This window comes from Nonomuraea sp. NPDC059023 (genome assembly GCF_042740095.1).
In the GTDB taxonomy this organism is placed as follows: Bacteria; Actinomycetota; Actinomycetes; order Streptosporangiales; family Streptosporangiaceae; genus Nonomuraea.
In genome coordinates, this window is the sequence record NZ_JBHYIO010000078.1 from 1 (window position 1) to 21,252 (window position 21,252).

General features: G+C 68.5%; 19 protein-coding genes and 1 pseudogene. 10 read left to right on the plus strand and 10 right to left on the minus strand.

Features of this window, described 5'->3' with window-relative positions:
• Positions 1 to 663: pseudogene (locus tag ACFWYW_RS56930) on the plus strand (MerR family transcriptional regulator); the annotation flags it as partial.
• Here the strand turns inward: ACFWYW_RS56930 and ACFWYW_RS56935 are convergent.
• Genes ACFWYW_RS56935 through ACFWYW_RS56945 form a run of 3 tightly spaced genes read right to left on the minus strand, consistent with a single transcriptional unit; the run spans position 644 to position 3,553 of the window.
• Complete coding sequence (locus tag ACFWYW_RS56935; RefSeq protein WP_379626713.1) at positions 644 to 2,113, minus strand: SDR family oxidoreductase; 1,470 nt, start codon at positions 2,111 to 2,113, stop codon at positions 644 to 646. The pseudogene ACFWYW_RS56930 and the gene ACFWYW_RS56935 overlap by 20 nt on opposite strands.
• A 22-nt stretch (positions 2,114 to 2,135) precedes the next feature.
• Positions 2,136 to 3,077, minus strand: coding sequence for a YbgA family protein (locus ACFWYW_RS56940; protein WP_379626711.1), 942 nt, complete (start codon positions 3,075 to 3,077; stop codon positions 2,136 to 2,138).
• Positions 3,074 to 3,553 (minus strand): RNA polymerase sigma factor, encoded by a 480-nt coding sequence (locus ACFWYW_RS56945; RefSeq protein ID WP_379626709.1) that lies wholly within the window; start codon positions 3,551 to 3,553, stop codon positions 3,074 to 3,076. The genes ACFWYW_RS56940 and ACFWYW_RS56945 overlap by 4 nt, the downstream gene beginning before the upstream one ends.
• Positions 3,554 to 4,008: 455 nt before the next feature.
• Here ACFWYW_RS56945 and ACFWYW_RS56950 point away from each other — a divergent pair, with 455 nt between their 5' ends.
• The 3 genes from ACFWYW_RS56950 to ACFWYW_RS56960 all read left to right on the plus strand — a co-directional run bounded on the left by ACFWYW_RS56950 (position 4,009) and on the right by ACFWYW_RS56960 (position 6,926).
• Entirely contained in the window at positions 4,009 to 4,575 is a 567-nt protein-coding gene (locus tag ACFWYW_RS56950) for a hypothetical protein (RefSeq protein WP_379626707.1), read from the plus strand.
• A gap of 890 nt (positions 4,576 to 5,465) precedes the next feature.
• Positions 5,466 to 6,122: a hypothetical protein gene (locus ACFWYW_RS56955; RefSeq protein WP_379626705.1), complete on the plus strand. Its 657-nt coding sequence runs from the start codon at positions 5,466 to 5,468 to the stop codon at positions 6,120 to 6,122.
• A gap of 423 nt (positions 6,123 to 6,545) precedes the next feature.
• Complete coding sequence (locus ACFWYW_RS56960; RefSeq protein ID WP_379626703.1) at positions 6,546 to 6,926, plus strand: VOC family protein; 381 nt, start codon at positions 6,546 to 6,548, stop codon at positions 6,924 to 6,926.
• 211 nt (positions 6,927 to 7,137) lie between these two features.
• Here ACFWYW_RS56960 and ACFWYW_RS56965 read toward each other — a convergent pair whose 3' ends face one another.
• Together ACFWYW_RS56965 and ACFWYW_RS56970 are read right to left on the minus strand one after the other, a co-directional pair.
• Entirely contained in the window at positions 7,138 to 9,012 is a 1,875-nt protein-coding gene (locus ACFWYW_RS56965) for a hypothetical protein (RefSeq protein WP_379626701.1), read from the minus strand.
• 635 nt (positions 9,013 to 9,647) lie between these two features.
• Positions 9,648 to 10,253 carry a TetR/AcrR family transcriptional regulator gene (locus tag ACFWYW_RS56970; RefSeq protein ID WP_379626699.1) on the minus strand — a complete coding sequence of 202 codons (606 nt, stop codon included), beginning with the start codon at positions 10,251 to 10,253 and terminating at the stop codon, positions 9,648 to 9,650.
• 205 nt (positions 10,254 to 10,458) lie between these two features.
• Between ACFWYW_RS56970 and ACFWYW_RS56975 the strand changes: the two genes are divergently transcribed.
• Together ACFWYW_RS56975 and ACFWYW_RS56980 are read left to right on the plus strand one after the other, a co-directional pair.
• Entirely contained in the window at positions 10,459 to 11,193 is a 735-nt protein-coding gene (locus ACFWYW_RS56975; RefSeq protein WP_379626697.1) for a DUF998 domain-containing protein, read from the plus strand.
• 142 nt (positions 11,194 to 11,335) lie between these two features.
• On the plus strand, positions 11,336 to 11,539 hold the full coding sequence (locus tag ACFWYW_RS56980) for a hypothetical protein (protein WP_379626695.1): 204 nt from the start codon (positions 11,336 to 11,338) through the stop codon (positions 11,537 to 11,539).
• Here the strand turns inward: ACFWYW_RS56980 and ACFWYW_RS56985 are convergent.
• Positions 11,536 to 12,120 carry a hypothetical protein gene (locus ACFWYW_RS56985; protein ID WP_379626692.1) on the minus strand — a complete coding sequence of 195 codons (585 nt, stop codon included), beginning with the start codon at positions 12,118 to 12,120 and terminating at the stop codon, positions 11,536 to 11,538. The two genes, ACFWYW_RS56980 and ACFWYW_RS56985, sit on opposite strands and share 4 nt — an antisense overlap.
• 120 nt (positions 12,121 to 12,240) lie before the next feature.
• Positions 12,241 to 12,957, minus strand: a complete 717-nt coding sequence (locus ACFWYW_RS56990) for a TetR/AcrR family transcriptional regulator C-terminal domain-containing protein (protein WP_379626690.1) — start codon at positions 12,955 to 12,957, stop codon at positions 12,241 to 12,243.
• A 110-nt stretch (positions 12,958 to 13,067) separates the two neighbouring features.
• Between ACFWYW_RS56990 and ACFWYW_RS56995 the strand changes: the two genes are divergently transcribed.
• Positions 13,068 to 13,649, plus strand: a complete 582-nt coding sequence (locus ACFWYW_RS56995; protein ID WP_379626688.1) for an NADPH-dependent FMN reductase — start codon at positions 13,068 to 13,070, stop codon at positions 13,647 to 13,649.
• Positions 13,650 to 13,655: 6 nt separating this feature from the next.
• A complete protein-coding gene (locus ACFWYW_RS57000; RefSeq protein ID WP_379626686.1) occupies positions 13,656 to 15,113 on the plus strand; it encodes an MDR family MFS transporter in 1,458 nt (485 codons plus the stop codon).
• A gap of 96 nt (positions 15,114 to 15,209) precedes the next feature.
• Here ACFWYW_RS57000 and ACFWYW_RS57005 read toward each other — a convergent pair whose 3' ends face one another.
• The 3 genes from ACFWYW_RS57005 to ACFWYW_RS57015 form a co-directional block, all read right to left on the minus strand.
• The gene (locus ACFWYW_RS57005) at positions 15,210 to 16,157 is read right to left on the minus strand and encodes a hypothetical protein (protein WP_379626684.1); all 948 of its coding nucleotides are present in this window, start codon (positions 16,155 to 16,157) and stop codon (positions 15,210 to 15,212) included.
• A 93-nt stretch (positions 16,158 to 16,250) separates the two neighbouring features.
• Entirely contained in the window at positions 16,251 to 16,898 is a 648-nt protein-coding gene (locus tag ACFWYW_RS57010) for a LuxR C-terminal-related transcriptional regulator (RefSeq protein WP_379626682.1), read from the minus strand.
• The gene (locus tag ACFWYW_RS57015) at positions 16,838 to 18,754 is read right to left on the minus strand and encodes a sensor domain-containing protein (protein WP_379626680.1); all 1,917 of its coding nucleotides are present in this window, start codon (positions 18,752 to 18,754) and stop codon (positions 16,838 to 16,840) included. Before ACFWYW_RS57015 ends, ACFWYW_RS57010 begins: the two co-directional genes overlap by 61 nt.
• Positions 18,755 to 18,906: 152 nt before the next feature.
• On the opposite strand from ACFWYW_RS57015, the gene ACFWYW_RS57020 reads away from it, so the two are divergent.
• Both ACFWYW_RS57020 and ACFWYW_RS57025 read left to right on the plus strand, forming a co-directional pair.
• The gene (locus tag ACFWYW_RS57020; protein ID WP_379626678.1) at positions 18,907 to 20,004 is read left to right on the plus strand and encodes an acyltransferase; all 1,098 of its coding nucleotides are present in this window, start codon (positions 18,907 to 18,909) and stop codon (positions 20,002 to 20,004) included.
• Positions 20,005 to 20,126: 122 nt separating this feature from the next.
• Entirely contained in the window at positions 20,127 to 21,128 is a 1,002-nt protein-coding gene (locus tag ACFWYW_RS57025; RefSeq protein WP_379626676.1) for an ABC transporter transmembrane domain-containing protein, read from the plus strand.
• Positions 21,129 to 21,252 lie beyond the last annotated feature (124 nt).

Consider the following 21,252-nt stretch of genomic DNA (forward strand, 5'->3'; position numbering starts at 1 on the left):
TTACTTGCGCCGGAGGTCGGCGGAGTACCTCCGACTCCGCGCCTGCCGGAGGCGGCGGTGCCATCGGCGGACATGCTGGCGCGGGCGGCGGCGGTGCTGGACGGCCGTACGCTCGACGAGGGCCTGTCGGCGGCGCTGAGCAGGTACGGCGTGGCGTGGACGTGGCAACGGCTGGTCCTGCCGGTCTTCGAGACGATCAGCAGGGGCCAGGAGCGCACGGGGGCGGGGATCGACGTCGAGCACGTGTTCTCCGACCGGGTGATGGCGGCCCTGCATCCGCTGATCGCCCGGCCGGCCGCGCCCGTCAACGAACGTCCGGCGCTGCTGGCGTGTGCCGAGGACGAGCAGCACAGCCTGCCCGTCTACGCGCTGGCCGCGGTGCTGGCGACGCGGTGCCGGGTGGAAAGCCGGGTGCTGGGCGCCCGCACGCCGCCGGCCGCGCTGGCCGGGGCGATGCGGGCGCTGTCGCCGGGGGTGGTGTTCGTGTGGTCGCAGCAGCGGGCGACCGGGGATCCGGAGCCGCTGGGCGCTCTGCCCGCGCTGCGCCCGCCGTACCGGCTCATGGTGGGCGGGCCGGGCTGGCGGGATGAGTTGCCGCGCGCGGCTGTGCGGGTCGGCTCGCTGGAGGACGCCGTGCGGGCGATCACCGCGGCGCTGACGTGATCGGCGCCGCGGCGGCGATCACGTTGCGCGGCATCCTGCCGAAGATGAGCCGGTGGAACGGCGCCAGCGCCCACCAGTACACGTGTCCGGCCAGCCCGTGCGGGTGGAACAGCGCGCGCTGTTCGTAGAGCGTCTGCCCGTCCTTGGTCTTGATCCCGAGCTCGAGCCAGGCCAGTCCGGGCAGCCGCATCTCGGCGCGCAGGCGCAGGAGCCGGCCGGGCTCGATCTCCTCCACGCGCCAGAAGTCGATGGTGTCGCCGACCCGCAGCAGGCGCGGGTGGCGGCGGCCGCGTCGCAGGCCCACACCGCCCATGACGCGGTCGAGGACGCCGCGCAGGCGCCAGGCGACGGGCAGGGAGTACCAGCCGTTCTCGCCGCCGATCGCTTCGATGACCCGCCACAGCGCCTCGGGCGCGACGTCGGTGCGCTGGGTGCGGTGGTCGATGTAGAGGCTGCCGCCGGCCCAGCCGGGGTCGGTGGGCAGCGGGTCGCTGGGCGCGCCCGGGGTGGAGGCCGAGGACCAGCGGGTGTCGACGTCGGCCTCCTTGATCTTCTTGAGGGCCAGCTCGCACGCGCGGCGGAAGCCGATCAGGTCGTCCGGAGGGTCGGGGACGTATCGGGATATGTCGTGTTCCCGGCAGACGGTCTCGTTGCGCAGCGACTCCACCAGGGGCCGGGCGATGGCGGCGGGGACAGGGGTGACCGGTCCGACCCAGAGGCTGGACAGCCAGGGGCTCAGCAGCGGTACCGAGATGATCAGCCGGGGCGGCAGGCCTGCCGTGGCGGCGTAGCCGCGCATCATGTCGGCGTAGGTGAGCACGTCCGGGCCGCCGATGTCGAAGGCGCGGTCGGCCTCACCGGGCACCGAGGCCCAGGCGGTCAGGTAGCGGAGCACGTCGCGGACGGCGATGGGCTGGGTCCGGGTGTGCACCCAGCGCGGGGCCGTCATCAGCGGCAGCCGTTCGGTGAGATGCCTGAGCATCTCGAACGAGGCGGAACCCGAGCCGATGATCACACCCGCGCGCAGCACGACGGCGGGCACCGCGCCGTCGAGCAGGACACGCGCCACCTCGGCTCGCGAGCGCAGGTGCGGTGACAGATCCTCATCGGTCGTCAGCCCGCCCAGATAGACGATCCTGCCCACGCCCGCGGCCGCGGCCGCCTCGGCGAAGACGTGCGCGGCCCGGCGGTCGGCGGCGGCGAAGTCCCGTCCTCCGCCCATGGTGTGAATCAGGTAGTAGGCCACCTCCACGCCCTGCAGCGCCGCCCGCGTGCCGTCGGCGTCGAGCGCGTCGGCGGCGACGATCTCGGTGTGGGCGGCCCAGGGCAGGTCGCGCAGGCGCGCGGGTGAGCGGACCATGCAGCGTACCTGGTGGCCCGCGGCCAGCAGGCTGGGCACGAGACGCCCGCCGATGTAGCCGCTCGCCCCGGTCACCAGGCAAAGCGCCATGATTCACCGCCCTTTGAGCTGATCACGCGGGCACATGGTTGCGCAGCCGCAGCGTGTCGGGATAAGGGGCGAAGTAGCTTTGATCGCGCACGTATCCGGCGTCCTGCCCGCGCGCGTGGTGGCGCAGCAACGTGGCGGGTACGCTGAGCGGCACCAGGCCCGCCCGGTAGGAGTCGATGACCGCGAGCAGGTCGTCGCGCCGGGCCTTGTCCAGGGTCAGCATGCCCAGGCAGTGATGCAGCACGTTGACCGTCCTGCCCGGGGTCGCCCTTTTCGCCAGCGACCCTCGGAAGGCGTCCGCGTAGGCGCGAGCCAGTTCCTCGCGCGCGCCGCGGCCCGCACCGGCCACGATCCGGCCCGCCTGCCGGTATCCGGCGGGGTCATGGGCGAGGATCTGCATCTTGTGCCGGGAGTGGAAGGCCACCAGGTCCCTCGGGCGCCAGTCGCCGGCCAGCAGCTCGCGCAACCGCGCGTGCGCGAACACCCGCTCGACGAAGGACTCCCGCAGGAGCGCGTCGTTCAGCCGCCCTTCGTCCTCCACCGGAAGCAGCGGATGCGCGCGCAGGATGGCGTCGGCGAACAGGCCCCGATGGCGGCGGTCGATCGGCGGGCCGTCCACGGGGTAGAGCGCCACCCCGTGGATCCCGCAGGTCGGGCTCCTGGCCTTGAACACGTACCCGTCCACGTCGAGGACGGCGGCGCGGCGCTCGGCCAGGGCGGTCATCCGGTCGGTGAGGTCCACGCGGGTCCTGCGCACCTTCAGGCGCGGCCCGGCAGCCTCGTTCTCCAGGCGCAGGGTGTCACGCGGCGCGCCCAGTCCGAGCTCCATCTCCGGGCAGATCGGCATCCACTCGACGAACGGCGCCAGCAGCCCGGTGAGGAACCGGTCGCGGCTGTGGCCGCCGTTGAACCGGACCGGCTCGCCCAGCAGGCAACTGGAGACGGCGATCACCGGCCGGTTCATGCCGCCGCCAGGAGGGTGTGCAGGCGGTGCAGTCCACGCGCGGTCCTGGCCTTGACCGTGCCGAGGGGCACGTGCAGGCGTTCGGCGATCTCGCGCTGGCTGAGCTCGCCGTAGTACGCCAGCTCGATGGCCTCACGCTGCGGATCGGGCAGTACGGCCAGCGCCTGCCGGACCCGGTCACGGTCGGCCAGCCGTTCGATGTCGACCCGCCCGTCCTGCCCCGGCGGATCCGCCACCACGTCGAGCGAGACCGTGCTCAGGCGACGTACCCGCAGATGGTCGACGGCTCGCCGGTGGGCGATGCTCAGCAACCACGTCTCCAGGCTCCGGTCCGGGTCATAGCGCTCTCTTGACCGCCACACCTCGGCGAAGACCACCTGTGAGACGTCGTCTACCTCCTGCCACGGGATCAGCCGGCGCAGGTACGACCGGACCAGCGACGCGTGGGTGCGGAAGCACTCGTTGATCGCCTCCATGACCCCTCCCCAGAGATAACCTATTCAAAAGTTATTCAACCTGAGCGGTCGCCGACGAACAACCAAGCCGGAGAAGATTCCTCCCAACCGTTGGCAGGCTCGCACCGGAGGTTCCCGGCGCTCAACCCGCCACAGCCGGGTCAACGTGTCGCCTCAGCTCATCATGGCCAAGACCCTCCACGAGAACCCGCGCACCGCCCTGCGCCGGCGGCGATGCCGTCCCGGCACCCGCTGGCGTACAGCGGGCGAGTTGCGCCTGCGACAGCCGGGGATCGCCGCCGCCAAGGGCGAAGCCCGCCGACGGGCTTTTGCTCGTGAACGAGACGCCGATTCGGGACATTTGCACAGCGATGACCTTATTGGATTCCGAATCCAGTTTGGGTCTTGTCGGGTCTGGAGCTCCAGGGGATGGTGAGGGCGCACGGTTCGCAGACCCGGACAAGGAAGGCACGCTCATGGCACGTCGCTCCTTACAGGCTCTCGCCCTGCTCGCCGTACCGCTCCTCGCGCTGGCGCTCACCCCCGCCGCGGCGCACGCCGACCCCACCGTCGACGCCACCTTCCCGCTGGTCGACCAGGCGGGCCCACCGCCCGCGGGCGCCGCCGCGCTCGCTCCCGGAGACATCCGGATCGTGGCCGTTCAAAGCGACCAAGGCTGGATCAACTGCCAACGGCCCTCGCTGTCCACCGGCTTCGGCCCGGTCGCGCAGTGCAGCATGATCTCCGGCGGCAAAGCCCGTTTCGGGCTCTACAGCCCCTTCACCAATGACTTCGGCCCCAACACCGACTGGCTGGACGTGCTCGACGGCCGCGGCTTCCGCTTCGCCTGTACGGCTACCGCCGAATCAGGCGGCGCGGCCGGCACCTGCCTGGGCGGCCCGATCGTCAACACCGCCTTCGGCGGCGGCTACAAGGCCACGCAATACCAGTCCACCCGGGGCCGCTGGGGCTGGTGGAACGTCGTGACCACCCGGTTCTACCCCGACGGCGACGGCGCCTGGTCACCCCGGGTCAACGACTGATCTCGCGGGAGCGGCCGCCCCGGCCCCGCGTGGTCCCGCTGTCAGAATCGTGTTCTCACCTGGCAGCCTGGGTGGCGCAGTCCTCGGCCCTGATAGGGGTGACGGCAGCGCGCAGATCCTTGGCGCGCTCCTTGATTCCGGCGAAGTTACTGTTCGCGAATTCTGACCACACGCCATACCGTCGGTGTGACCCAGCGGCGGCACCGCAAAGGCCGCCGCTGGCGCCCTCGGACGCGACACTTCTGCCATTCACGACGCCGGACTTCCAGCACCGAACCGATAACCGCTGACACGGATCTGACGGGCACCCAGCCCTCCTCGTGACGCGGCTTCCTGGCCGGCTGGATGTCACACCAACCGGCCCGGAGGCTCACTGCGCCAGATCGCTGCCATGGCCGCGCGGATCCACGATGCGCAGGTCGCCGCAGGACCTTTCGGAGCCGGATCGATGCAGCCGCCCCGGAAACACGCCCAGCCGCCTGGGAGGCCGCCTTCAGCACCGGGCACCCGAGCCCGCTGGACTGAACGACTCCGCCCGGCTTATGAAACCGAGGCTGATCGTGCCATCGCTCCCACCCCCGCGCAGGTGGCCGAACGCGCTCCGGTCGATGCAAGGCCATGACCGGAAGGGTCGAGCGGCTGCTGGACGCGATCATGCGCCGCATCTGACGAGTGCCGTTCTGAACGGGAAGCGACGTCGGTGAGATGTAGCAGCGCTCTTGGGCTTGCGGTGGGACGATGAGTGTGCGCCGCAGGATTACGCGAGGGCGAACCAGTTGCACACTTGCGAGAACAGCGCAACCGGGCACATTTCTGGCGCGGCGCCGGCGGCATGACGACGGAGAGAGGAGGAAGATATGTCGTCGTGGTACCTCCCCGTAGGAGTGTTTGTGGGTGGGGTGCTGTTCATGTTGTGTCTTACGGGCTTTCCGCTGTGGATACGCGACAGTTGGAAGCACCGCCGCGTGATGCGGGAGCTCAGCCGTACGCAGGCAGAGAAGATCGTCGTAATGCGGGCGGCCCGTGGCGGAAACCGCAATCTTGGAACGCTGGTGCACGTGTTCGGCAACCAGCCGCCGCCACGACCAGTGAAGTCGTCGATCCGGGTATGGGGGATCAGCGCGGCAGTCTTGGTGGCCACCGTCGGAGCGATGGTGTGGGATCTCACCCCGTCTTCCTCCGGCCACGTCGTCCCAATCGGCGGCTTCGCCTCGGTGGCCGGCCTGGCCTTCACCGTCATGGCCTTCTCGACCCGGAACGTGGTCCGCTACCGGCGGCATCGCGACGAACAGTTTCGGCTTTACCAGGGTGGCTTCGTCCACGTCGACGCCCGCGGCACGCGCTCGATCCCCTGGGACGACATAGACGCCGTCAGCTACAACTTCAGCGAGGGCGAGTGGGGCCCGGCCGCCAAGGTGCGGATCCATGACGGATCTCGGATCGGCATCCCACGCACTATCCAGCACGCAAGGAATCTCGTGGACCTGATCAGTGGGGCCGTCTACCGCGGACATTACCCAGGTCAAGCCACGACTTCCGGCGACTGAGCGATTGCATGGATGCCCTTGCGGGCGTGGTTGACACCCAGAGCTGGTCGTCGCGGGCGGGCCATGACCGCGGTGAACCGCCTGGCATCGAGGCCGTCAGTACCAGCGCGAACAGTCGCTGACCCTGCTCGCACACCAGGTGCGGCTTGATCGACAAGCGCCGCGGGAACGCCCGAGTGCGTGATCAGCGGGCTCCGAACATGCTCCACCGGGCGACTCGGCCATGCAGGGCAGCACGCTGATGGACCCCGGCAGGCTGTGGAGTCCACCCCAACGTGTCAGTCACGTCCCGCCATGGCGCTCCGGCCCGCACCCCCAGCGGATCGGAGCGCTGTGCTGAGGTTGAGCACCACGATCCAGTTCACCTTGTCCGCTGAACCGGCGCGCAGGAATGGACCCAGACCCCGGGAGTAGCCTCGGTACATGGTGACTCGTGCGTTTCCCGTTGTCTTCGCCAGGCACGTGAATGCCACGGCGCAGTTCTATGAGTGGCTGGGATTCCAGCGGCATTTCCAGCTCCCCGAGCAGGGCGAACCGGGCTATGTGGGGCTACGCCGGGATTCGGCCGAGATCGCCGTGGTTTCCGCGGAGTGGCCGCATGAGCGTTACGGCGCAGCGATCTCCGACGGCGTTCGGTTCGAGATGTTCGTGTACGTCTCCGACGTGAACACCGCGGTGGGTGAACTGAAGCAGCACGGCGGCACTGTCTTGCGAGAACCGGAGGACATGCCCTGGGGCGAACGCGTGGCCTATGTCGCGGATCCCGATGGCAATCCCGTCGCACTCGCCGCTTCAAACGGCTGAGCCCGGTTCGAGCGGACGATGGCCAGCCACTCCCACCCTCAGGTCACCCCTCCTGTGCCTCCGTAACGGACGCAGTAGCGGGTTGGGGGGCCAGACGGGTCGATCACCCGAACGATCTCCAGTTCTACCTCGATGCCCGGCTCCCTAGCAGGGCGGCCGAACGGCCCGGGATCCGAAGCTGTGCGAGCCTCCGTTGAACGGACCGGCGAGGTTACCTCCAGACACATGTGGGCGGCCGCCCATCGTCGATCGGGATGTCGCACAGGGAGCTGAACAGTTCGCCATCGACGAACACCTTGATCGTATGCCGCCCAGTTCGTTCAACCCGGACTGGCGCACCCTGAAGAGAGGAGATCTCCTCTGTCCGGGCGTGAAGCCCCCGGGCTCGCTCACGCGTTGCGCGGGTGACACGCCCAGCCAGGTTCTCACCGGCCGGCCAGAGCACCACATACACATCCCTTGCGGTGCCGGCGCCCGCACGGGTCCCGAACTGGCCCGTGTAGTTGCGGCGAATGATCCCGTAGCAGCAGTTCCCTCCGCCGGTGCCCCACTCCTGCAGGAAGAAGCGCGGCATGTCCGGCCTCGACGAGGAAGACGGCGTCCGAGCTGGGTCAGAGACGGGAGCCGACAGCGATGGGGTGGGGATGGGGGTGGCCCGCGGAATGCGCCACAGTGTGAAAACCCGATCTCCCAGGTTGACGGTGCCGTCGGCCTTGATCTCCTGGCCGAAGGCACCGATCTTCCCTTCGGCCTTCAGCTCCGGCTCAATCTTGAACTCACCCTTGAACTCCTGTCGTGAGCTGGTGATTTCAGGGCCGGCGGTGACACGGAAGCCAAGGCTCACCTCGGCCGTACCAAAGGGAATCGGGTCTTTCCCCTTCAACCCAATCTCAAAGCCCAGCGAGGCGCCGAACGACGACTCGTGCTCGGGAATGTCCGGCGGGTTGTTCACCAGGTCGTTGTCCAGGTCGGCGTCGCCATGAAACCCGCCATCATCGGAGTCGTAGCCAGCCTCGAATCCGATCCGTGTCTGGGCCTCGATCTTGCCGGAGTGCCAGGTCGCCTTCGCCTCGGCCTTGGCTTTGCCAATTATGTTGAACTCGCATTCCAGTGAGATCGGCCCGATCCTGGCGATTTCTCCAGGGAGGCTGGCGCAGCCGAGGGGAATCGCGCGCTCCATCTCGCACGTGAGTGCAGCCTCGATGTCCGCCTCTATCCCGTGCGTGAGGGTCAACTGGGCGCCGATCGCGAGTGAGACGGATTTCGGCGCGTACGGAACGCCGAACGCCTTCTTCCACGCCACCTCCGGACCGTCTCCGGTGAAGTCGAAAGACGCCTCCTTTAGCTCATAGGTAATCTTGGCCGAAACGGCACTCGCTTCATCCTTCGTCGAACAGGCTCGCAATTTGGTGTCGGCCGAGAACTCCACCGAGGCAAGCGGATCATCCGTGTGGGCCACCGGCCGCATCAGGGAAAGGCTTCGCTGGCGGACGCGGACCACGCCAGCGGGAAGAGCGTCCTCCGACGCGGCCGGGGCGGTGTCGACGGTGATCCGATCACCAGCACGCCGCGTAGCCTCAACTCGACGCACGAGCATGTGCGGAACTCCCGGGCCCTCTCCCGAAATCAAATAACGCCCAACCGCCAGCGCGCCTGCCATTGGCGAGCCGGCCCGGACATGGACCTGCGCGCCTCGCACCTGGACAACATCTCGCGCAGGCTGAAGCACCGTCGTCGTATCCGGGATGACCACCCGATAGGCCGCTCTCGCAGTTGTGGCACGGCCTTGAACTACGGTGACGCGCCGAACGTCATCGGTGGGGTAGTAGACCTGCGCGCCACTCCGAACAGGGTGAATGGCCAAGCTGTAGTGACCTGGCGGCACAGCCCGTACGTCCGTCGCGGTGACGGTGTAGGTGGTGGATTGCGGGCCGGAAACCACCACCCTCGCCGCTGTGTTCGGGGGTAGGCCTGGGATGTCGATACGCAGCAGCGTTTCTGGCTGGAACCGGGCCACCACGATGATGACCACACCCACGCTCGCCAACAGGGCCGCGATGACGGCGATCAAACGGAACCGTTTCACTGGTCCCTCCGCCCCGAACTCTCCTCCGCAGACGTCAACGTCTCACAAAGGATCAGCCACGGCAATCAGGCTCAATGCCCCGACGGGCGCAGGTGAATCGCGAACAGCACCTTGAGCGAGTGGTTTTCAGGAAAGGGCCCCTTCTGTGTAGAGAACTGTTCTCACCGCTCCTCCGTAGGGTCCAGTTGCAGGTTACAGACCTCATACCGAGCCGCTTTGAGGGTTGATCACGAGGCATGGACTGATCGATATTCATGGTTACGGTTGCCGACGCATCTGATGCCAGAGGAGTTCCCATGGCAAAGCTCAGCGCGCCATCGAGCCGGCGGCGAGTCCGGCTGCTCTTACGGTCAGCGCTCAGCGCCGCCTCCCTGGTCCTGCTCATTTCGGCATGCAGCAGGTCGGTCGATGCGGCCACGGCCTGCGCTGAGGCCATCAAAGTGATCGACGCCGCAGAGGCCACGTCGAATCAGCAAGCCACCGCCCCGTGCTGACGCGGCGACGATAGCGAAGACTTTCGCCGACGCCAGAGATGGTCTGCGGAAGGTCGAAGGCGAATCGTCAGACGCGGAAGTGGCGAAGCGGATCGGCAAGGTGCGCGGCTCGTACAACTTCCTCCTGAACCAGGGGATGGATCACGCCCGAAACTCGGGCGTGGCTCCGTCCTGGTAGTGCATCCAGCCCTCATCGAGGAGTCGGAACCCCGCATCGATGGTCGACTCCGGATCGGCGTCGCGGGTGGCGTTGAGTTGTATCTGGAGGGCGAACCGGACGTAGAAGCGGATCTCGTCGCTCGGTTCGGCGAGCCCGAAATCTGCGGTGATCGCTGCGATTAGGGCGTCTTCGTGGCGGAACCACATGCGTTCGGCGTACTCGACGAGGGCGGGTGTCTGCTCCATCAGGGCGAGCATCTGACGTTGGGGTTCGGACCCGAACCCGGCGATCTCAGCGAGGTAGTGCGCCTTCAGCGCGGCGGAGATCGAGGTCCCCGCCGGTCGGTCACGTATTGCCGCCACGAGCTGCTCATGCCGCTCGTCCTCGTCGCCGAACGCGAGGGCCTCTTTCTGCGGGAAGTGCGCGAAGACGGTGGTCGGCGACACATCGGCCTTGTCGGCGATCTCGCGCACGCTCACGTCGTCGAAACCACGCTCAAGGAACAGCTCGTGCGCGGCTTCCATGATCAACGCCCGGGTCGCGGCCTTCTTACGCTCCCGCCGCCCCGCTTGGTGCACATCGCTCATGCCCGCCATCGTACTGGACCCAGCTAATAGTTGGCTTGACACCTAAACTGGTGTCGGTACAGTAATGTACTGATACCAGGCACAAGGCCCCTAGGCCAACCAGGCGCCGACCTCGAACCAGCGGACCCGGGACGCCACCGGAAAACCCCGCCAACGCCCCCAAACAGCCACGGACATCATCGTGAGCCCCCGAAAGAAGGCAACCGTGAACGACCTAAAGACCGAGCCGCTCGCCCCAGGCGATCACCGGATGATGCAACGTCGCACCGCCGGCGCCGTACTCATCGCCGGAGGAATGATCTTCTTCCTCGCCGAATTCATCGCTGCCGCGGCATGGACGAATCCTCCCTACAGCTACACCCACCACTACATCAGCAACCTCGGCGTCCACGGCCCCACAGAGGCATTCGGGCAGTTCATGTACTCGCCGCTCGCGTGGGTCATGAACACCGGCTTCTTCCTCTTCGGAATCACCCTGTTCATCGGTATCGCCATGCTCAGGGGGCTGCATGGCCGGCGCCGTTGGGCAGTGCTCACGCCGGCAGCCCTGCTGGCTGCCGGCGGCGTCCTGCTGGCCTTCTTCCCCGGATCCGGCGAAACAGCGAACAACGCGGCCATCGACTATCACGCATTGGGCGCCTTCGCCGGCATCTTCGGCGGCAACGTACTCATCATCATTCTTGGACGACTTCACCGAGACATCGCAATCACCCAGAAGACCGGCAAGGCCATGGTCATCCTCGGCGTGATCGGCCTCGTAGCCCTGGTGGGCTTCCTCACCCTCGCCGGCTCAGGGGCCAACGTCCTCATCGGCCTCGTCGAACGCTGCGCCGTCTACCCGCTCCTGATCGGCCTCATCTGGGCGGGAGCTTCCATCCGAAACAGCACCACCCCAGCACACGCCAGCGACACACTCCCCCAACCCGGACGGGACCACTGATACGGATCGGCCACCGAGCGCTCCGGGTCACCGCCTGACCCGGCCAGAGACTGTGGTTCTGGACGGTGATCATGCCGTCCCACCCGGACCTGGGCGTTCGGTGGCGCGGCGGCCGATCGAGGCCGCGTCAATCGCTGGCTGGGTGGCACCATCGCCCCTGGTCTGGCCGGGGGCGCACCTGAGGAGCGGGCTCGGCGACAGGGTGCTGGCCCGCGGACTCTCCAACGCCGAGATCGCCCTACTTGGACGGCTCGGGCCGGCCAATCGTATGCAGGCGGCGATCCTCACCCTGGAACATGGACTGATCACGACCGTCGCCCGGCCGCAGGAGCAACCTGCTCCCTAGGTCGACTTCGACTCGCCGTGATGCCCGTGGAATGCCGCCTTCAGGGTGTCATCCATGTCCGCCAGAGCCTCGGGGAAGGGGACTTCGTCCATGTCGTTGAGGCCCAGGTCGCGGCGCGCGGAGTTGAGGAAGTCGCGCTCCGCGGTGAACAGGCTCTCATCCAGATCGCTCGGCACCTTGCCGGGGCCGTAGACGACGCGAGCGACCGCGACACGGCGCGCAATGCCGGCGAGGAAATGCGCCTTGTCCACGGTCTCCTGGTCACGAGCCACCATCTGGACCGCGGTGAAGGCCGCCTCCATCTTCGTCTGGTACTCGGCGCCTCCGGGGCCTATGGCCGGGATGAGACGGGTCCCATCAGGGTGCATCCACACCTCCACCGAGGTGTCCGGCCCGGACACGAACGACCGGTATTCCCTGACCGCGGCCACGAAATCCCCATACGTCGAGCGCCGCGCTTCTCGCCAGCGTCGTTGTTCCTCGCGTTTCCATGCCCGATCTTGCGCCCGGGACGACAACAGACCGCCCAATCCGACTCCGGCAAGAGCTATCAGCCCGCTCAACCAGACCGCGAAGTCCAATGGACGCCTCCGGATCGACGTATCTGACGATCACGTTAAACGCCTTCGGATAGGAGTGGAAGACCAGCTCGGCAGCCCGCACGACGCTGCCAGGTCAGACCCCCGGTACCCCTGGCATCCCTAAATCTTCAGGCGGCCGGCGATGCCCTCCAGGAGGCAGCTGAGGCCGAGGTCGAACTGCCATTGGCTGTCGTCCTTGCGGGTGGCGGTGCGCAGGTAGTGCTGATACGTGGGGTAATGGCCGGTGCGCATGTGCCAGGCCATCAGAGGGGCGAGTTCGGTGCGCAGTTCGTCGCTGGTGGACAGGCTCTGCTCGCTCATGAACGCGTCGACGGCACTGTCGTGACTCATCGCGCCGTGCACGTAGGCGTCCACGCTGCGGAAGATGCCCATCATCGTGTCGGGGTCCAGGCCGAGGCCGTCGAGCGCCGTCAGAGACTGCTCGGCCACGGCCATACGGCTGGGTGTCAGGGCGAGCTTGGTCCGCGGTGGGAGCTGCGCCAGCCACCGGTGCTCCAGCATCAGCTCGCGAGTGCGTACGGCCAGCGCGTGCAGGCTCCCCCGCCAGCCGAGGCCGCCGGGCACGCGCATGCCCGCGTAGACGTGGTCGACCATGAGTTCCAGCAGGTCGTCCTTGCCTGACACGTAGCGGTAGGGCGCCATGGGAGCGACGCCCAGTTCCGTGGCCAGGCGGCGCATGGTGATGGCCTCCAGGCCCTCGGCGTCGGCGACCGCGACGGCGGCCGAGGCGATGCGCTGGGGGGACAACGTCTGGCGTGGAGCCGGTGCGGGCCGTTCGAGCCGCTCCCATAGCGGTGCGCCCTTGTCGGTGGTCATGCCGTTGCCCCTTCTCCTCGCCTGCCGATACAACGTACCGACAGTAGACAACGTACACGCTCATGTGTACGTTGTATCCGCCCAATACAGCGTACACAGAAGGAAGAATCGTGCTCAAGATCTCCGTCATTCTCGGCAGCACCCGCGAGGGACGCTTCGGACCCGCCGTGGCGAACTGGCTGCTGGACCACCTCCATCAGCGCGGCGACATGAGCGCCGACCTGATCGACCTGGCCGAGACCCCGCTGCCGACCGTCCTGCCGGTGCTCGGCCAGCCGCCGTCCTCTCAAGAGGACAGAGATCTGCTGGCGGCCGTCTCACCGCGCCTGGCGGCGGCCGACGCCTTCGTGATCGTGACACCCGAGTACAACCACAGCTTCCCGGCCGCGCTGAAGAACGCCATTGACTGGCACGGCGTCGAATGGCAGGCCAAGCCCGTCGCGTTCGTCTCCTACGGCGCCTTCTCCGCCGGGCTGCGCGCGGTCGAGCAGCTCCGGCTCGTCCTGGCCGAGCTGCACGCCGTCACCCTGCGTGACACCGTCGGCCTGCAGCATCCGTGGGCGCAGTTCGACGGCGACGGCAAGGCCATCGACCCGGCCGCCGATGCCGCCGCCAAGGTCATGCTGGACCGGCTCGCCTGGTGGGCGCGATCGCTGTGCGAGGCCAGGTCCGCCCGCCCCTACGCCGTCTGAGTGGCCATGTCACGCCTGGGTGTCTTCGGGCTGCTGACCGGCATGTTCCTGGCCATGCTCGACGGCCTGATCGTGGGCACCGCGCTGCCCACCATCGCCGGTGACCTCGGTGGCCTGGACCAGTTGCCGGGGGTGGTGACCGCGTACATGCTCGCCGCGGCGGCGACCACCCCGCTCTGGGGCAAGCTCGGCGACCTGCTCGGCCGCAAGGCCGTCTTCGTCTGCTCCATCGTGCTGTTCCTGGCCGGATCCGCGCTGTGCGGCCTGGCTCAGACCATGCCGCAGCTCATCGCCTTCCGCGCCGTGCAGGGGCTCGGCGCCGGCGGGCTCATGGTCGGGGCGCTGGCCATCATCGGAGTCCTGGTCCCGCCCCGCGACAGCGGCAGGCTGCAGTCGATGATCGGCGCCATCATGCCCGTCACCTACGTCGGCGGGCCGCTGCTGGGCGGGCTGCTCACCGACCACCTCAGCTGGCGCTGGACCTTCTACGTCAACCTGCCCATCGGCGCCCTCGCGCTGCTGCTCATCGCCACCAGGATCCACCTGCCACCTGCGGAGCGGGGCCGGCCGCGCATCGATTACGCCGGAGCGGTGCTGCTGACCGTCGCCATCGTGGCCCTGACCCTGCTGGCGGGCGGCACCTCCTGGCCCTGGGCGCTCGGCGCGGCCGGCGCGCTGGCCCTGGCCGCGTTCGTGGCCGTCGAACGCCGCACCGCCGAGCCGATCATCCCGCCCCGGCTGTTCACCAACCGCGACTTCACCCTCGCCCAGGTCCTGAGCTTCCTGGTCGGCGCGGTGATGCTCACCGTCACCAACTACCTGCCGCAGTACCTGCAGCTCGTGCAGGGCTCCTCCCCGGCGGCCAGCGGCATGCTGCTGCTCCCGCTGATGTTCGGCATGCTCGGCGCCCAGTTGCTCACCGGTCGCCTCATCAGCGCGAACGGCCGCTACCGCGCCTACGCGATCCTCGGCGCGGCCCTCATGGCCGGCGGCGCGCTGGCACTGTTCCCGCTCGACGCGGACACCCCTGCCGCGCTCGCCTCGGCCCTGACCCTCCCCATCGGCGCAGGCCTGGGCCTGGTACTGCAGAGCACCACCCTGATCACCATGAACAGCGCCGGCCCGCGCGACATGGGCGCCGCCAGCGGCACGCTCACGCTGCTGCGCACCATCGGCGGCTCGCTCGGCATCGCCCTGCTGGGCACCCTGTACGCCGCCCGGGTACGCGACGACCTGACCACCCACCTGGGCCCGGCCGCCACCGAACGGCTGACCACGCGTGGCGACCTCACCCCCGCCCTGCTGCCGGACCTGCCCGCCCAGGTGGCCGACGCGGTCCGGCTGGCCGTGACCGCGGGCCTGCACGTGATCCTCATCGGCGCCGCCGCCCTGTCCGTCGCCGCCTTCACCATCGCCTGGCTGATCCGCGAAACCCCGCTGCGCACCGCAACCCATGATGAATAGGCACGATGCTTCTGACACCACCGCACTGCGCGAGAAGCTGGTGGAGGCGGGGGCGGCATGCGCAGGCGTTCGTCGGAAAACCTGGCACGGTCGGCCTCAGCGCCTGGACCCGCCCCCGTACGCTCTCAGTTCGGCCAGGCGTATTCGGCGGGCGCCTCTTATGCGCCAGAACCCGTACCAGCCGAGGATCACCATCACGATCAGAGCGATCGAGCAGGAGATGAGGTCGTGGGTGCCGGGCGTGAAAACCTTGTGGGCATGACCGGTGTCCAGCGCCTCGACCTGGTCGCCGGCCTGCATGTCGTCGGCGTGCGTGCCGTACAGCCATGCCTCGCCCTTGATCTCCGTCCCGTCGTGAGAGCGGAAGGCGCCGTTCCAAGAGCAGATGGCACGATCACAGTCGAGTTCGGCCGCGGTGAACGTCCCGGGCCGGCCCTGGCCCTGAGCGGCACGGATCTCTGCCGGCAGCCCCTCCACGAGGAGCCCTCCGCAGATCAGCATCACCGCGATGAACACCCAGCCGATCACATCGTCAAAGCTCCCGCCCAGCCACAGCAGGCGTCTCCTGACCGGCCTGCGTCTCAAGGCCGCCGTATTCCGGCGCCTGGCCGAGCCGCTCTGGTGGCGGACGATCCAGTCCTGAAGCCGCTGCTGAGCCAGGAGGTTGTGCTCCTTTGTGCGGCTGAAGGCGGTGACGATCGTGACGAAGGCGATGACCGGTGTCGTGCGCACGCGGCCGTTCGCATCCAGCCGCAGCAGGCGGCCCGAGAGGAGATCGCCGGCGTCGACCACATCCTCGATCGACATGGTGCGGCTGCGCAGCCAACCTCGCACGGTGACGGTCGCGGGCGTGCAGATGATCGCCATCCGGTAACCGCGGACGGCCAGGTATGGCATCGCCACGACGGCTACGACGAGCAGGCCGAGGGCGACCGGATCGGGGACAGTCAAGAAGGCTGAGAGGCCCCCCAGGATGGCGTAGGGAATGACGAGACCGGCAAAGGTATTCCCACAGCGGATGATCAGATCCGGGCGTAAGTGCATGGAGCCTTCCTGTCCGACCGTGCGTTCAGAGGGTGTTCATAGCCTGGAAACACCGGCTTACGTCGAGCTGTCGCAGGCCTGTCGCCTGGGGTGCTATGTCCGATTCAGGTAGGCCAGCACGGCCAGCACACGCCGATGGATGTCATTGGTGGCCTCGATGTCCAGCTTGGTGAAGATGGCGGCGATGTGCTTGCCGACCGTCCCCTCGCTGACGTACAACGCCCCCGCGATGGCCGCGTTCGATCGCCCCTGGGCCATGAGCTGGAGCACCTCCCTCTCGCGCGGGGTCAGCCGCGCCACCGGGTGCTGCGGTGAGGTACCGCCGAGCAGCTTGGCGATCACCTCTGGATCCATGGCGGTTCCGCCCGATGCGACCCTGCGCAAGGCGTCGACGAAGTGGCCGGTGTCGAAGATGCTGTCCTTGAGGAGGTAGCCGACGCCGCCGACGCCGTCCGCCAGCAGTTCCCTGGCGTAGATCTGCTCGACGTACTGCGAGAGCACGAGCACCGGGAATCCGGGGTGACGCCGGCGCGCCTCCAGAGCGGCCCGCACACCCTCGTCGGTGTAGCCGGGCGGTAGCCGTACATCGACGATCGCCAGGTCGGGCCCGTGCGCGGCGAGCGCGACGAGCAGGTCCTCGCCGGTGTCCACAGCGGCCACGACCGTGATGCCGTGCGCCTTCAGCAGGTGGATGAGCCCTTCTCGGAGGAGGAATGCGTCCTCGGCGAGGACAACGCGCATGGGATCTCCAAGGTCGCTACGGTAGGCCCGCCGGGCGGACTGACAAGGGTGAGGACGCCGTCGAACCCCTCGAGCCGGCGCCGGATGCCGTGCAGACCACCACCGGGTCTCGCTGTCGCGCCGCCCCTGCCGTCATCGGTGACGGTGGCTTTCAGCACGCCGTCCGCGTGTCGCAGGTCGACCACGACCTTCTTGGCCTCCGCGTGCTTGGCGATGTTGGCGAGTAGTTCGCTGACGCCGAAGTAGACCGCCGCCTCGATCGGCGGGGCGATCTTGCCGCCGACCGCCACCCGCACGTCGGCATCCAGCGGTGCGTCCAGTGCGAGAGTGCGTACGGCGTCCGCGAGCCCCCGATCGGCGAGTACCGGTGGGTGGATACCACGGATGAGCTCGCGGAGCTCGCCGAGCGCGCTCACCGACAGGTCCTTGGCCTTGGCGACCATGTCCCTGGCGGCCTCCGGGTCTCGCGTGATGAGATCCTCGGCCGCTCCCAGGGCGATGCCCACGGCGATCCATCGGGTCTGCGCGCCGTCGTGCAGGTCGCGCTCGATCCGACGCAGCTCGACGGCCTGCGCATCGCTGAGCTGCGTCCGGCTGGTCGCCAGCTCGCCGATCCGCCGGGTCATCACCGCCGCCTTGGTGGGCGCGAGCAGCGATCGGCTCAGGCGAGCGTGCCAGCGCAACGGCGCGGGACTGACGGCGATGCCGAGCGCGGCGGCGGCCAGAGCGACCACCGGCATGGGTACACCGGCCAGCGCGGGCAACAAGGCGTGGAGCAGGTCATCAGGCGACCACGGCAGTTGCGCGCCGGCCAAGCGCAGGAGGTTGATCCACATCCACAGCCAGCAGAGCACGAGGCCGCCGGCGATCAGCGCGGCCGGCCCGGCGAGCACCACGGTGGCGGCAGGGAGCTCCAGCGACAACCAGGCGAGATCGCGCCACGAGGCTGGATCCCGCACGGTCCACTGCCATCGCTGCGCGCGGGCCGCGGACTCTCGCGTGCGATGCAGCGTGCCGAACTCCCCCCACGCCGTCCGGTACATCCCGTTGTGGTCTGGCAGAGGCGGTGGAGGTTCCCTGTGGTACGGCTCCGCGATCCGCGCGCCCGTCCACTCACCCATCTGTGCCCGGCGCCAGGACACGAATCGGCGACCGGCCGGCACGATGTCCGGCCACAGCCTCGTCGCCGTCACGACGATCGCCAGCACCTGAACCGCGGCCAGAGCCGCCGCCATGAAGGCCAGCCCCATGCTCGCGCACAGCCGTACACCGGCGACGATACGCGGATCGAGCACCCTTCCCGGGTTCGCGCGTGTGGGTGCGAGCAGCACCCTGGTCCAGCGGGCGTGCCAGTGCAGCGACGCCGGACCCACCGCGATTCCGAGCAGAACGGCCGCGCCGCCGGCAACCGGGAACCGCAGCCACGCCGCTACGAGACCGCAACCGAGCAGAGCCGGAGACAGCAGAGCGATCGGAGCGCCGATCACCGGGTTGAGTGCCATCCACCACAGGTCACGCACGGTCGCGGAATCGCCGGCGATCCATCTCAGCCGCGCCAGATAGGCCGGTACGAATGCGGAACGGTACAGATCATCGCCGTCGTGATACCACCCATCGGCGTCGCGCTCGGGCGGCTCCGGCGCCGGACGGTAGGGCGAGGGGATCTCCACTCCGCCCCATCGCCCCGCCAGCCACCGGGCCAGAGCCGGCAGGCGGCGGGCGTGCTCAAGGAAGAAGGCCGGAGACGGCAGGCCCATGTGCCCGGTGACGAACAAGACGACCAGGAGCGGCGGCCCCAGCATCGCCGGCAGGGCGAGCGCCAGACCTCGCACGGGGGCCGCGGCGAACATGAGCATCCGTGCGCCTCTGCCGGCGTCGCTCCCCCACGGCCTTCCCACCCGATCGATGAAACCACGCGGGCGGCCTGGACGGTATGGGTGCCAGCCCCCACCCCGGCCGGGAGCCAGGCCCATTACCTGCGCCTCTCTTCGTTCCTAGCGTGGCGGCCGTGACCATCACCGCCGAAAGGCTGCACTACCTCGACCGCGTGCGCGTGCTGCTGACCGTACTCGTGGTCCTGCATCACGTCGCCCTGACGTACGGGAGCTTCGACCTGTGGTACTACCACGAGCCGAGCATGGGAAAGCCGTCGCCGCCAGGTGAATGGGACCGGCTGCTGGACCTTTTCCTTCTGCTCAACCAGACCTACTTCATGGGACTCTTCTTCCTGATCTCCGCCTACTTGGTACCCGGCTCCTACGACCGGAAGGGCGGACGGCGATTCCTCACCGATCGGGTGATCAGGCTGGGAATCCCGCTGATCCTGCTGGTCTTCGCCGTCGTTCCGCTCGCCAAGCTGCCGCTGTATCGCTGGGAGAACGCCCGGGCCCCGGTCCCCTACCTGGACTTCTACCTTCGTGAGCTAGAGCAGGGTCCGGGCTGGTTCCTGGTGACGCTCATGATCTTCGTGGCGGCCTACGCCGTCATCCGGGCACTTCGCCCGCCACCTCCCCCGCGGCCGGCCACGCGGCTGCGGGCACGCACCGTGATCGGCTTCGCCGCGCTCCTCGCGGTGCTCGGCGTCCTCTGGCGCGTGCTGCCCCTTGAGCGCGTCCCCGTGGTGCAGTTTCCCGTCCCGGACTACCTGCCGCAGTACATCTGCATGTTCACCGCCGGGGTGATCGCCTACCGGCGCGGCTGGCTGGCGGCCATCCCGGCGCGGGCTACCGGCTGGGGGTTCGCCGCCGCCGCTGTGGCGGCCCTGACCCTCTTGCCCGTCGCGCTGGGAGGCACGGCACTCATCGCGCAGGTGGCGCATGGACTTTTCGACGGCGTCTACTGCGTGGGCATGTCCCTGGGGATGCTCGGACTGTTCAGCCGGAGATTCACGGCGGCGCCGGGTCCCCTCGGCCGCTTCATGTCCGCTCATGCGTACGCCGTCTATGTCCTGCACGCGAGCGTGCTCGTTGTGGTGTCTGTCGCGCTCTCCCGCCTCCCCGCTGGAGCGCTGGTGAAGTTCGCCCTCGCGGCGGTCCTCTCGCTTCCTTTGTGCTGGGTGGTGGCGGCCGCCGTTCGCGCGCTGCCAATGGTCCGGCGTGTGCTCTGAGACGTGCGATCAACAGCGAGGCGTGATGGGTGGGGTACGCGTCGTGTACACCCTTCCCCGGTCTTGCCACGATGCAGGGAGAACATGTGACTGACTCAGGCAATTGATGGGGAGGCGGGACGTTGCGAAGCCGATCCGCGAGCGATCCGTCCTACAGGCAGTTGTTCGGCGTGCTCGCCCGGGGAAGGCGCGCCCGGTTGGCAGGGCTGGGCCTGCTGCTCGCCGCGAGCTCGGCATTGCCGCTGGCCGGTCCGCAATTGCTGAGGGTGTTCATCGATGAGGTGGCGAGCGGCCGGTGGTCGGCCCTGTGGTGGCTGGTCGGCGCCTACCTGCTGGTCTCCGTCGTCCAGCAGGTGGTGTCCGTCGGTTCCGTCTACGGAGCCACGCACTTGTCCTGGCGCGTCACCAACGCACTCCGTACGAAGGTGACGCGCCACATTCTGGACCTGGATCTGTCCTTCCACGACAGCCGGACACCCGGTGAAATGATCGAGCGGGCCGATGGTGACATCACTGCGCTGTCATCGTTCGTCTCCACTTTCGCGGTTCAGATGATCAGTAGCGTCCTGACGCTGTCCGGCGTGCTCGTGCTCGTCCTCATCGAGGATTGGCGCGTAGGCCTCGGCCTGGCCGGGTTCGTCGCGGTCGCCGGAGTCACGCTGGTTCGCCTGCGGCACGCCGCAGTCCCTCGGGCCGCGGAACGGCGGGCCGCCTCGGCCACGCTGCGCGAGTCCCTTGGCGACAACATCCTGCTCGGATCCAACCCCGCCGGCGCGAGCCTGACGGCCGCACTCCGGACCGCCGTCCTGGACGACGACCTCGGCTCCCTGCCCGACGGTCTGGACACCAAGATCGGCGCTCGCGGCGTACGCCTGTCCGGAGGGCAGATCCAGCGTGCGGCGATCGCCCGGGCACTGGTGCGTCACCCGGACCTCCTCGTGCTCGACGACGTCTCCAGCGCGCTCGACGTCGAGACCGAGGGACGGCTATGGGACCGGCTCCTGGCCGATCGGCGCACGACGCTGCTCGTGGTGTCCAACCGGCCGGCCACCCTCGCCCGCGCCGACCAGGTCATCGAACTCGACCACGGCCGCGTCCGGTCTCGCGGGGGTGACGTTCGTTGAGCCCCTGTCTTCATCCGTCCCGACGGCCGCTAGATGTTCTGTCCTGAGAGGTTAGGTACGCGGTTGGCGGGTGGTTGGCCGCCGAGTGCGGTGTGGCCGCGGTGGTGATTGTAGGCGTGTAGCC

Coding starts and splice junctions, on each gene's coding strand:
- ACFWYW_RS56935 (WP_379626713.1), bottom strand. CDS start 2,113: ATGGCGCTTTGCCTGGTGACCGGGGCGAGCGGCTACATCGGCGGGCGT.
- ACFWYW_RS56940 (WP_379626711.1), bottom strand. CDS start 3,077: ATGAACCGGCCGGTGATCGCCGTCTCCAGTTGCCTGCTGGGCGAGCCG.
- ACFWYW_RS56945 (WP_379626709.1), bottom strand. CDS start 3,553: ATGGAGGCGATCAACGAGTGCTTCCGCACCCACGCGTCGCTGGTCCGG.
- ACFWYW_RS56950 (WP_379626707.1), top strand. CDS start 4,009: ATGGCACGTCGCTCCTTACAGGCTCTCGCCCTGCTCGCCGTACCGCTC.
- ACFWYW_RS56960 (WP_379626703.1), top strand. CDS start 6,546: ATGGTGACTCGTGCGTTTCCCGTTGTCTTCGCCAGGCACGTGAATGCC.
- ACFWYW_RS56970 (WP_379626699.1), bottom strand. CDS start 10,253: ATGAGCGATGTGCACCAAGCGGGGCGGCGGGAGCGTAAGAAGGCCGCG.
- ACFWYW_RS56990 (WP_379626690.1), bottom strand. CDS start 12,957: ATGACCACCGACAAGGGCGCACCGCTATGGGAGCGGCTCGAACGGCCC.
- ACFWYW_RS57000 (WP_379626686.1), top strand. CDS start 13,656: ATGTCACGCCTGGGTGTCTTCGGGCTGCTGACCGGCATGTTCCTGGCC.
- ACFWYW_RS57005 (WP_379626684.1), bottom strand. CDS start 16,157: ATGCACTTACGCCCGGATCTGATCATCCGCTGTGGGAATACCTTTGCC.
- ACFWYW_RS57010 (WP_379626682.1), bottom strand. CDS start 16,898: ATGCGCGTTGTCCTCGCCGAGGACGCATTCCTCCTCCGAGAAGGGCTC.
- ACFWYW_RS57015 (WP_379626680.1), bottom strand. CDS start 18,754: ATGCTCATGTTCGCCGCGGCCCCCGTGCGAGGTCTGGCGCTCGCCCTG.